Below are 12,155 nucleotides of genomic sequence, written 5' to 3'. Positions count from 1 at the left end.
GTTTTTTATTCTAAAAGAAAACTCACATTCACATTCACTTGAATGGTTATCTCACCTAGTGCTACTGTCTCTCTAGAATCACTTTCCACACCCTCAGAAGCAGCCATAGCCTTCATTGCAAAAACTCGAGGAGGAGTATAAACGGGCGATCCATCAGAAATCAATATTGCTTTGCCAACTTTTTGCCCTAAAACCGACACAAAATCATCCGCTTTACCTTTGGCATCTTTCATCGCTAATTTTCTTGCCTCCGTTTGGTAAAGAGCCATTTTTGAAGATTGAAAAGTTACCCCATCAATGCGATTAGCACCAGCATCAACTACACCTTCCATTAACTCGGCATATTTTGATAAATCCTTCAAAACGATTTCAACCGATTGGTTAGCATTAAATAAACGTTTTTTAGACTGCCAATCATAATTAGGCTGTAATACTACCCGATTGGTTCTAAAATCCTCCGTAGGAAGCCCTATTTTCTTTATTAGTTTAAGTACGGATTCCACTTTAACATCATTCTCTCTTTTAACTTCCTTGGCTGAACTTCCTTTGGTGTCCACAGAAACCAAGATAGTAGCCTGATCCGGCACAACCTGAATTTTACCCTCTCCATTAACTGAAATTTGAGGCAAAGGCCTAGTTTCTTGCGCCCCCATCAAAAAGAAGCTAAACAAGGTAGCAACAGTCAAAAATCCTTTCATATTTTTTGGTTTTAAATTAAAGTAAATAGTGGAAAAGTTCTAGAAATTCCATTTGGCTGCCAGTGTTGGCCTCACAAAAAATCCATCTCCTCCTGCAAAATCATTAGACAGCTCAACTTCACCTCCTAAAGATACGTTTCTAGTAACATTATACCATAACTGAGGTTCACATAAAAAAATAGCTTTAGACGCTCTAGCTTGGCCATCTTTAGATAAAACCAAATGATTCTCAGTCCAATAATCTAAAAACCCATTAAATGTCAATTGATTATTGAAGAAATTCTTAGTCCAAACTGCAGTGAATTGGAAATTATGCGGGGTATCATTCAAAGTATTCCGTATGTTTTTATACAAAGCCATAAGGGTTAAACTTCCTGAAAAATCCTTGGCTAAAAAAGTATAAGAAGGACCTACTAAATATGCCGTACCAAAAGTTCTAACATTTTTATTCGCACTTACCCCTCCATTGTATTCAAGATGTATAGCAACAGGAGCCTTCCAGAGCTTAATTTCACGAGCAATTTCCCAATACGCCAATCCTATCCCAGGAGCATTCTCTCCATCTATTTGAGTACCGCTATAATCCATATCAATAAAGAAAAAGGTATTCCCCCATTTATCTAATTTGAAAAACTCCACCGTAGAGGTAAAATACTGCCGCCCATCGCCCATATCATAATGCAATTGAACATTTTGAGCAGTTATCGAAAAACTTACCAAGACTACAAGCAACAAAAACCAATTTTTCATTCCGTTTTATCTTTAAATGTTAAAATATAAAACACAAATTTGATGCTTTTTTTCTTAATAATGAAACAGTTAAATGAGTAAAAAAGAAAAACAAGTAAGAAATTTGAAATTGACAAACAGAAAACGTTATCGCCTTAAAATCAAACAAAAAACACAACAAGTAAAATCGTTATAAATTTTTAATGAAGAAAAAAAGTATAGATACAATTGCCATTATTAAATCTACAGCAAATTCAAATTTTACCCATTTTCTCCAATACAAATAGGACAATAATTGGTATAGCTAATAACACCACCATCAACAAATGATCGGTAAATAAATTTGGTGCTTTTAATAACGTAATTGCATACCCTCCTACCGCTCCACCAAAATGTGCAGTATGCCCAATGGAATCATTTTGAGATTTCATCCCATAAATAGAATAAAACAAATACAAAATACCAAACAAATAAGCAGGTATTGGTAGAATAAAAAACAACCCTAACATCATATCGGGTTGCAATAAAATAGCCGAATACAGCACGCCTGTTACTGCACCTGATGCCCCTACAGCTCTATAACTAAAATCATTCTTATGAAAGGAAAGCGTTAGTAAACTTCCAAAAAGCAAGCTTCCAAAATACACCATAGAAAAAGAAATTGTACCCAAAAACCCTATCACAACAGGAGCAAAAAAATAAAGCGTCAACATATTAAACACCAAATGAGGCACATCTACATGCAAAAAACCAGAAGAAAACAAACGAACTTGCTCTCCTGCACGTATACTACCAATATGAAATTCATATTTTCTAAAGAAAGAAACGTCATTCCATCCTTTATAACTCACCAAGACATTTGCTAAGATAATCAGCAGTAAAAGTAAATTCATCTGTAAATTTTTAAAGTAAATGGTAAATATAAGGATCTTTAAATAGAATCCCTTGCGCTCATAGTGGGATAATTTTGCTATTTTAAGTTATATTTGCTCAAAAAAAACCAATGCAACTGCTTATTTTCTTAATTGTTTTTCCATTTCTCTGGCTAATATCTATACTTCCTTTTCGCCTTTTTTATTGGTTTTCAGACGGCATTTGTTTTATAGTGTACCGATTAATAGGCTATCGCAAAAAAGTAGTACGCCAAAACATTGCCTTAGCATTACCCCATTTATCACAAAAGGAACGTTTGGTTATTGAAAAAAAATTCTACCAACACCTATGCGATATGTTTCTTGAAATGATAAAAACATTATCAATTTCAGAAAAAGAAATGCAAAAAAGATTTAAAATAAAAAACTTGGATGTCCTTAAATCATTTGAAGAAAAACAAAAGAGTATTGTACTACTAACTTCTCATTATGCTAGTTGGGAATGGTTGATTTCTATTAGTAGCATAACCAAATTTAAAGGCGTTGGAGTCTATAAACAAATTGCAAATAGACATTTTGATCAACTAGTCCGAAAAATTCGTTCCAAATTTGGTACCGAATTAGTTACAACTAGTCAGACTATCAGTTTTATTCATGAAAACGAAAAAACAAACCAATTGTGCCTCTATGCCTTAGTGAGCGATCAATCGCCCAAATTAAATCGTGCATTTCATTGGAGTCATTTCATGGGAATTGAGGTACCTGTTCATACTGGAGCCGAAATGCTCGCCAAACGACATAATTTGAGTGTACTTTTTGTAGATGTTAGAAAAGTAAAGCGTGGATATTACGAGGCTACCTTTTCTGTTCTTACCGAAAACCCGAAAAGCAAACCTGACTTTGAAATTACAGATCAATACTTAAAACTAGTAGAAAAACAAATCCAAGAAGCCCCCGAATTTTATTTGTGGACGCACAAGAGATGGAAACACAGAAAATAATTCAAAAAAAAAAAAAACTCATGAAAATCATGAGTTTTTTTTTTTTACTGTATAAAAAGTACTAGTCCAAAAATAAATTATGGACTAATGCCTCTTCAAAATGAGAAGCTTTTTGATGAATGAATTCGTTGGTATCAGGATTGTAATGATACTCCAAACCCCACTCCTTATGATGAACAGCCAATTCTTGAATGGCTCTACATACATACTCAATTTCTGCTGTGGTGGTGGTAGGATGTATCGACATACGAATCCAACCTGGTTTTCGAATTAAATCGCCTAACGAAATTTCATTAACTAATTTATTAGAGGTTTCTTGATCTACATGCAGCAAAAAGTGACCATATGTACCCGCACAACTACACCCCCCACGTGTTTGAATTCCGAAACGATCATTGAGCAGTTTCACTCCTAAATTAAAATGCAAATCGTCAATAAAAAACGAAATCACCCCCAAACGCTCTTGATGCTGTCCTGCCAATATTTTGATATTTGATACATCTTGAAGCGCATCAAAAACATATTGTACAATTTCATGTTCCCTTTTTAAAATATTCTCTACCCCCATTTCTTCTTTCAATTGAATGGCTAAGGCAGTCTTGATTACCTGTAGGAATCCTGGTGTACCTCCATCTTCGCGATCCTCAATATTATCAATGTATTTATGTTCTCCCCAAGGGTTGGTCCATGAAACCGTACCTCCACCAGGACAATCTGGCACCATGTTTTTGTATAATTTTTTATTAAAAATCAAGACGCCCGAGGTACCGGGACCACCTAAAAATTTGTGAGGCGAAAAGAAAATGGCATCTAAATACGCCTCTGGATCTTCAGGATGCATATCAATGGATACGTAAGGACCTGAACAAGCAAAATCCACAAAACAAACCCCGTTATTTTGGTGCATCAATTTAGCCACCTCGTGGTAAGGAGTACGAATTCCCGTAACATTAGAACAAGATGTTATCGATGCAATTTTTAAGGTTCTATCGGCATATTTTTCTAACAATGCGTTTAAATTATCTAATGAAAACAAACCATCCTCTGTAGAAGGAATCACTTCCACATCGGCGATGGTTTCTAACCAAGACGTTTGATTAGAATGATGTTCCATGTGAGAAATAAAAACCACCGGTTTTTTCTCTTTTGGCAAAGAGAAATATTCTTTTAAATTTTCGGGAACCTTTATCCCTAAAATCCTTTGAAACTTATTCACTACCCCCGTCATTCCCGTGCCGTCGGTAATTAATACATCATCGGCATTAGCATTTACATGCTTTTTGATTATGTTTCGTGCGTGATGATACGACTTAGTCATGGTAGTACCCGAAACTGTGGTTTCAGTATGAGTATTGGCCACGAATGGGCCAAAGGAATTCATAAGCTTCTCTTCTATAGGACGATACAATCTACCACTTGCGGTCCAATCAGTATAGATGATTTTTTTAACCCCAAAAGGAGATTCAAATTCTTGATCGATTCCAATTATATTCTTACGAAATTGTTGAAAATACTGCTCTAACGACGTCTCTTTTTCAATATTTACCATTTATTTTTTGATTAGATTACAAATATATTGTATTTGACCGACTTCCCTAAACACATTTAGATTTTAACACCTAGTCAAGAAAAAAACCCTTACAGTAGTACACTATAAGGGTTTTAAATAACATATAGAAGGTTGTATTTTACATTACAAACCAGCAATTGCTTTGATTTCGTCTATGATTCGCAACGCTAAATCATCTGCCAATTGTTGCGTAGCAGCTTCGGTGTAAATGCGGATAATCGGTTCGGTATTCGATTTTCTTAAATGCACCCAATTTTCGGCAAAATCGATTTTCACTCCGTCAATAGTAGAGATGTTTTCTGATTTGTACTTATCGGTCATGGCTACCAAAATCGCATCCACATCAATTTGAGGGGTCAATTCGATTTTATTTTTACTCATGTAATATTCAGGATATGAAGCACGCAAATCAGAAACTTTCATTTTTTTGTTAGCCAAATGCGTTAAAAACAAAGCCACACCCACCAAGCTATCGCGACCGTAATGCAACTCAGGATAGATGATGCCACCATTGCCCTCACCACCAATGATAGCGTTATTTTTTTTCATCAACTCCACTACATTCACCTCGCCTACGGCACTCGCTTCGTAGCTGCCCCCGTGAGCAACCGTTACATCGCGCAACGCTCTTGAAGAAGACATATTCGAAACCGTGTTACCCGGAGTTTGACTCAACACATAATCGGCACAAGCCACCAAAGTGTACTCTTCGCCAAACATTTCGCCATCTTCAGAAATAAAAGCCAAACGATCAACGTCTGGATCTACGACGATGCCTAAATGTGCTTTTTCTTCGACCACTAAAGCTGAAATATCCGTTAAATGTTCTTTCAGAGGCTCAGGATTGTGTGGAAAATGACCATTGGGTTCGCAGTACAATTTTACCACTTCAACCCCCATTTGCTCTAATAATTTTGGGATGATGATTCCGCCTGATGAATTCACACCATCAACTACTACTTTGAAGTTGGCTGCTTTTACTGCTTCAATATCGACTAAGGGTAAATTCAATACTTCATCGATATGAATATCCATATAAGCGTCATTGATAGTGATTTCGCCCAAGCTATCCACGTCTGAAAAATCGAAAGCTTCCGCTTCAGCAATGGCTAATATTTTTTCGCCATCGGCACCACTTAAAAACTCTCCTTTTTCGTTAAGAAGCTTCAAGGCATTCCATTGTTTTGGGTTATGTGACGCGGTCAATATAATTCCGCCATCCGCTTTTTCCATAGGAACGGCTACTTCAACAGTAGGTGTCGTGGACAATCCTAAGTCGATTACATCAATACCTAAACCTAATAAGGTATTCACCACTAAATTGTGAATCATAGGTCCAGAAATACGAGCATCTCTACCAATTACAACGGTATTTTTTTCTTTATTACTATGTTGCTTTAACCAAGTTCCGTAGGCCGAAGCAAATTTTACTGCATCTACTGGAGTTAAATTGTCACCCACTTTTCCTCCAATGGTTCCTCGGATACCTGATATTGATTTGATTAATGTCATTTTTTTTCAATTTGGTTAAGGATACAAATATAAAAAAGTTGGATGGGCTTAGTATCCCCTTTTGGAAAGAATTTGATAAATGAAATGAAAGCAACACTTGATTACCTTTTTAAAGTTTGTATCTTTGAAAAATAGGCAAATATTTCATGAATTTTTTAGCACATATTTTTTTATCAGGCGAGGATGAGCTCCTTAAAATTGGCAATTTTATGGCCGATGGAATCCGTGGCAAAAAATACGAACAATTTCCTTTACCCATTCAAAAAGGCATTTTGCTGCATCGTTTTATTGATTTTTATACCGACAATCATCCTGTTTTTAAACAAAGTACCCAACGATTGCATGCCAATTATCACCACTATGCAGGGGTAATTGTAGACATGTTCTACGACCACTTTTTAGCTAAAAATTGGCATCAATACACATCGGAACCCCTAGAGGAATATGTAGCCCATTTTTATCAATCGCTCGAAAATCATTATGAATACTTAACTCCACGCGTACAAAATATGCTGCCCTATATGATAAAAAACAATTGGTTGTACAATTATCAATCGATTACAGGGTTACAAGTCATTCTATCTCAAATGGACAGCCGAACGCAAAATCAATCCAAAATGGGTTTGGCGACTCAGGAACTCACCCAATTTTATACCGAATTCGAGTCAGAATTCCGCCTAGTTTTTAAAGACCTACAAGATCAAGTTTCAATCAAAATCAAACAATTATGAAAATTGCACAACCGCTCCTTTCTGTTTTTTTATGCCTACAAATTACTATGAATACTAATGCACAAAAAGGGATAATGGCATCAAAAGCCATGGTGGTTTCGGCTAGAGAAGAGGCCAGTAAAATTGGCATTGAAATAATGAAAAAAGGAGGCAATGCCTTTGATGCTATGGTAGCTACAGAACTAGCTTTAGCTGTAGCTTATCCCTTTGCCGGAAATCTTGGTGGAGGTGGTTTTATGGTGTATCGCAAAGCCAATGGCGAAACGGGTGCCATTGATTATCGTGAGAAAGCTCCATTGGCAGCGACCAAAAACATGTATCTTGACGCTGATGGAAATGTAATCAAAGGAAAAAGTACAGATACCCCCTTGGCTATCGGAGTACCTGGAACCATAGCAGGTGTATTTGAAGTGCATAAAAAACTAGGAAGTCTGCCTATCGCTACACTATTAGAGCCTGTAATTGCTCTTGCGGAAAGTGGAGTTCGTGTTACCCAAAAACAGAAAAATCAATTGGACCGATACAGAGCCTCAATTGTTAAAGCAAATGGAGAACAAACTTTGTTCGCTAAAGATTTTCAAGAAAATGATCTTGTCAAATATCCCGCTTTAGCTCAAACCTTACGTAGAATTGCCAAAAACGGAAAAGACGAGTTTTACAAAGGAAAAACAGCGAAAATTCTAGTAGATTATTTGCAAAAAAAAGGGGCAATAATCACCTTAAAAGATTTAAAACAATACGAAGCCAAATGGAGAAACCCCATTCAATTTGATTACAAAGAGTTAAAAATCATTTCCATGTCCCCTCCAAGCAGTGGCGGTATTTGTTTAGGACAAATTTTTAAAATGATTGAACCCTTTGATTTGGCCAAAATGGGGCACAACAGCGCCGAGGCCATTCAAGTAATTGTGGAAGCCGAACGCCGTGCTTATGCCGATAGAAGTTTCTATTTAGGCGATCCAGATTACCATAAAATTCCAGTCAATCAATTACTTGACAAGGATTACTTAAAAGAAAGAATGAGCAATTTCAATCCAGAAAAAGCTACTTTGTCTAGCACGATAAAAGAAGGTACTGTAGCTTACTCAGAAAGTACCGAAACCACCCATTATTCAATTGTAGATGCTTATGGCAATGCTGTTGCTGCCACCACTACCCTAAATGATGGTTTTGGTTCCAAATACTACTGCGAAGAATTAGGGTTCTTTTTGAATAATACCATGGATGATTTTAGTGCGAAACCTGGAGAACCCAACATGTTTGGATTGATTGGTAACGAAGCCAATAGTATTGCCCCAGGCAAAAGAATGCTAAGCTCCATGACACCAACTATTGTTGAAAAAAACGGCAAACTATTCATGGTAGTGGGCACTCCGGGAGGATCCACTATCATTACTTCGGTATTACAAACCATCTTGAATGTTTACGAGTTTAAAATGGGCATGCAACAAGCCGTGAACGCTCCTCGTTTCCATCATCAATGGCTGCCCGATGTGATTACTTTTGAACCCAATACCTTCGACAAACAAACTTTTGAACATCTTAAAGCCAAAAACTACATCATCAACGAAAAAACTACTCCTGTAATTGGCAAAGTGGATGCCATCTTAGTATTGCCCAATCAGCAATTAGAAGGAGGGGCCGACTTTAGAGGAGACGATACTGCAATTGGTTTATAACGCTGTTTATGGATTTTACAACGGAATTAGAAAAAACGTTTTTACTTCATGCCGATAGTGAAAAAAGTATAGCCATGGCCAAATACATGAAGAATCACTTTGTGTTTTTTGGCATTCCAACGCCTTTGAGGAAAACTATCCTTCAAAATCTCTTGAAAAATCATAAAGATGAAATCCATCGAGATGGTAAAACTATTGCTTTGCAATTGTACCAAAAACCACAGAGAGAATTCCATTATTGTGCTATTGAGCTATTGATAAAGCACACTAAAAAAAACTTTCAAAGAGAAGATGCAATTTGGATTGAAGAGATGCTTCTCACTCACTCTTGGTGGGATAGCGTAGACCCCATCAGCAAATACCTCTTAGGAGGGTATCTCAATCAGTTTCCAGACCAAACGGATCGCATTATAGATAAATTTTCAAATTCTCCCAATATGTGGCTCAACAGAAGTTGCATACTTTTTCAATTGGGTTACAAAAAAAATACTAACTTTAAGCAAATGAAATACTTATGCGATTTATTCAAAAATTCAAATGCTTTTTTTATTCAAAAAGCCATTGGATGGGCCTTACGTGAATACGCAAAAACGGCCCCCGAAGAAGTAAAAGCATACGTTAAAAACACAACACTAAAACCCTTAAGCCACAGAGAAGCCTTAAAAAATATTGAAAAAACATGAAGTTAAAATCTTTAGCAACTAGTCTGTTTAGCAAAACTGAAGCAATAATTGTATGGGGGCAAAGCAAATTAACCAATAAACAATTTATTTTCCTTTCAAGTGTTTTAGTTGGCATTTCTGCGGGACTCGCGGTTATTGTGTTAAAATATTTTGCGCATTCCGTATATACTTTTGCAACGTACATCAACAGTATTTTAAAACTCAATTTCATCAATAGTATTCTGCCGATAATTGGGATTCTTTTGACTGTTTTTGTAGTGGATAAAGTTTTAGGTGGCACTATCGAAAAGGGTACCTCACAAATTCTTTTTGCCGTAGCCAAAAAAGCGGGAATCATCCCTAGAAAACAAATGTATGCGCAAATCGTCACGAGTTCTTTAACTGTGGGTTTAGGTGGATCGGCAGGTTTAGAAAGCCCAATTGTAATTACAGGTGCAGCCTTTGGCTCCAATTATGCACAAAAATACCAATTAAGCTATAAAGACCGAACCTTACTTATTGGATGCGGAGTGGCTGCTGGGATTGCCTCCGCGTTTAACGCTCCTATAGCAGGGGTGTTATTTGCTGTAGAAGTCCTTCTAGTAGACGTGAGCATTTCTGCTTTTACTCCTATTATGATTGCAGCAGCAACTGGTGCTATTGTTTCGGCCATTGCCCTTGACGAAAGCATCTTACTTTCCTTTAGAGAACAACAAAATTTCAATCCTTCCAATGTATTTTATTATGTCTTACTTGGTATGTTTACTGGCCTGATTTCTGTATATTACTCTAGAAATTTTCAAAAAATGGAACGCATTTTCCATCTTTTAAAATTTTCAGTTTACAAAAAAGCACTTATAGGCTCTAGCATTCTAGCAGCCTTAATTTTTGTTTTTCCTACCTTATTTGGAGAAGGTTATGAAAGCATTCGAATCCTTTCGCAAAAAGACCCAGGTCAACTTTTAGAAAATACGCTTTTCAAAGGGTTTCGAAATAACGATTGGATGTTGCTACTCTTCATCGGTGCTAGCATGACGCTTAAAGCATTTGCTACTGGTATCACCTTGGGCTGTGGGGGCAACGGGGGCAACTTTGCTCCTTCCCTTTTTCTGGGCTCTTATACCGGATTTTTCTTTTCTTCGCTCTTGAACCAAATCGGACTCACTCATTTGCCTACTAGCAACTTCACTATTGTGGGAATGGCAGGCATTCTTAGTGGACTATTTCATGCCCCGCTTACCGCTATTTTCTTAATTGCCGAAATCACTAGAGGATACGGATTAATGATTCCATTGATGATAGTAGCCTCAACTAGTTATGCCATTGCCAAGCGATTTGAAAAACACTCCTTAGATGTCAAAAGTCTAGCCAAAAAAGGACATGCCTTTACCGGAAACAAAGACACCAATGTACTCTCTACCCTAGACACCGAAAGCATTATCGACAAAACGTTTTCGACAGTCTTCCCTGATGAAAATTTAGAACGTCTCGTTGACTTAATTTCAAATTCCAACCAAGTCAATTTTCCAGTGGTAAACGAGCAAAATGAATTGATTGGTGTGGTCCACTTTAATGATATTCGCGAAATAATTTTCAACAAATACAGGGTTAAATACACCCTTATCAAAGAAATCATGATTGCTCCTGCCGCTATTGTTTTTCCATCGGATAGCATGGAAACGGTAATGAACAAATTTGAACAATCCAGAAAAGCCCATTTACCTGTAGTACAATCTGGAAAATACTATGGCTATATCTCAAAATCAGTGGCTCTCGATGCCTACCGAAACAAGTTAAGAGCCATGACTATTGATTAATCGTGCAAAAAAAAATAAAAACAAGTGTAACAAAAAAAATAAACCTAATACTAACTTTATCAAAATCAAACAACTAAAATTATAATTATGAGAGTACTAAAATTAGCGGCATTAGCCATGTTACTAATGGCTTGCAACAACACGGTATTGGCGCAAACGGCAGATGAAATTATTGCTAAATACATCACAACTATCGGTGGAGCCGATAAGTTAAAAGCCCTTAAAGGGGTAAAGATGGAAATGACGGTTAATGCTCAAGGAATGGAAATTCCTGTAGAAATCGTTCAAGAACCCGGCGGAAAAATGTATGTAAAAATCAACATTCAAGGAAAAGAAATGACTCAAATGGCCTCTGATGGCGAAACAGTTTGGAGTACTAGTTTTATGACCATGAAAGCCGAAAAATCGGATGCCGAAACTACGGCCAATGCAAAACTAAGTGCTGCTGATTTTCCAGATCCTTTTTTAGATTATAAAGCCAAAGGCTATGCTGTCGAACTAATGGGTAAAGAAACTAAAGAAGGTACAGAGTGCTACAAAATAAAATTAACCAAAAAACCAATTACGGTGAATGGCGTTAAAACGGACGATATCAACTACTACTATTTTGATACCGAAAACAATTTGCCAATCGCCACCGAAACAGAAATCAAACAAGGCCCAATGAAAGGTCAAAAATCGGTTTCTACTATGAGCGATTACCAAGAAGTTGAGGGTATTTACTTCCCTTTTGCAATGAATCAAGGAGGGCAAGCTATGAAAGTTAAAAAAATCACTTTGAATCCAACTGTAGAGGCAAAAGCCTATGCTTTTCCAGCTCAATAACTATAACAAAACCAATTGGAAGTCCTTATTGAAAAGTAAGGACTTTTTTTAACCATATA

11 protein-coding genes are annotated in these 12,155 nt (G+C 36.7%); 6 read left to right on the top strand and 5 right to left on the bottom strand.

Features of this window, described 5'->3' with window-relative positions; translation table 11 throughout:
- Nucleotides 1-5: 5 nt before the first annotated feature.
- From ACZIX2_RS08875 to ACZIX2_RS08865, 3 genes are all read right to left on the bottom strand, one after another.
- Entirely contained in the window at nt 6-698 is a 693-nt protein-coding gene (locus ACZIX2_RS08875; protein WP_463339742.1) for an SIMPL domain-containing protein, read from the bottom strand.
- Nucleotides 699-737: 39 nt separating this feature from the next.
- Nucleotides 738-1,448, bottom strand: a complete 711-nt coding sequence (locus ACZIX2_RS08870) for a DUF5020 family protein (protein WP_463339741.1) — start codon at nt 1,446-1,448, stop codon at nt 738-740.
- Between the two features lie 233 nt (nt 1,449-1,681).
- Nucleotides 1,682-2,320 carry a rhomboid family intramembrane serine protease gene (locus tag ACZIX2_RS08865; RefSeq protein WP_463339740.1) on the bottom strand — a complete coding sequence of 213 codons (639 nt, stop codon included), beginning with the start codon at nt 2,318-2,320 and terminating at the stop codon, nt 1,682-1,684.
- A 110-nt stretch (nt 2,321-2,430) separates the two neighbouring features.
- Here ACZIX2_RS08865 and ACZIX2_RS08860 point away from each other — a divergent pair, with 110 nt between their 5' ends.
- A complete protein-coding gene (locus ACZIX2_RS08860) occupies nt 2,431-3,300 on the top strand; it encodes a lysophospholipid acyltransferase family protein (RefSeq protein WP_463339739.1) in 870 nt (289 codons plus the stop codon).
- A gap of 61 nt (nt 3,301-3,361) precedes the next feature.
- Here ACZIX2_RS08860 and ACZIX2_RS08855 read toward each other — a convergent pair whose 3' ends face one another.
- Nucleotides 3,362-4,849, bottom strand: coding sequence for an aminotransferase class V-fold PLP-dependent enzyme (locus ACZIX2_RS08855; protein WP_463339738.1), 1,488 nt, complete (start codon nt 4,847-4,849; stop codon nt 3,362-3,364).
- 144 nt (nt 4,850-4,993) lie between these two features.
- A complete protein-coding gene (gene glmM, locus ACZIX2_RS08850; RefSeq protein WP_463339737.1) occupies nt 4,994-6,382 on the bottom strand; it encodes a phosphoglucosamine mutase in 1,389 nt (462 codons plus the stop codon).
- 146 nt (nt 6,383-6,528) lie between these two features.
- Here glmM and ACZIX2_RS08845 point away from each other — a divergent pair, with 146 nt between their 5' ends.
- The 5 genes from ACZIX2_RS08845 to ACZIX2_RS08825 all read left to right on the top strand — a co-directional run bounded on the left by ACZIX2_RS08845 (nt 6,529) and on the right by ACZIX2_RS08825 (nt 12,096).
- Nucleotides 6,529-7,113, top strand: a complete 585-nt coding sequence (locus ACZIX2_RS08845) for an acyl carrier protein phosphodiesterase (RefSeq protein WP_463339736.1) — start codon at nt 6,529-6,531, stop codon at nt 7,111-7,113.
- Between the two features lie 47 nt (nt 7,114-7,160).
- Nucleotides 7,161-8,792 carry a gamma-glutamyltransferase gene (ggt, locus tag ACZIX2_RS08840; protein ID WP_463339744.1) on the top strand — a complete coding sequence of 544 codons (1,632 nt, stop codon included), beginning with the start codon at nt 7,161-7,163 and terminating at the stop codon, nt 8,790-8,792.
- A gap of 8 nt (nt 8,793-8,800) precedes the next feature.
- Complete coding sequence (locus ACZIX2_RS08835) at nt 8,801-9,475, top strand: DNA alkylation repair protein (protein WP_463339735.1); 675 nt, start codon at nt 8,801-8,803, stop codon at nt 9,473-9,475.
- Nucleotides 9,472-11,271, top strand: coding sequence for a chloride channel protein (locus tag ACZIX2_RS08830; protein WP_463339734.1), 1,800 nt, complete (start codon nt 9,472-9,474; stop codon nt 11,269-11,271). The genes ACZIX2_RS08835 and ACZIX2_RS08830 overlap by 4 nt, the downstream gene beginning before the upstream one ends.
- 87 nt (nt 11,272-11,358) lie before the next feature.
- Complete coding sequence (locus ACZIX2_RS08825; RefSeq protein ID WP_463339733.1) at nt 11,359-12,096, top strand: outer membrane lipoprotein-sorting protein; 738 nt, start codon at nt 11,359-11,361, stop codon at nt 12,094-12,096.
- Nucleotides 12,097-12,155: the final 59 nt, after the last annotated feature.

The sequence above is a fragment of the Flavobacterium riviphilum genome, from assembly GCF_055231795.1.
Note: the sequence above shows the minus strand (reverse complement) of the source record. Positions and strands in the feature narration are given on the sequence as shown.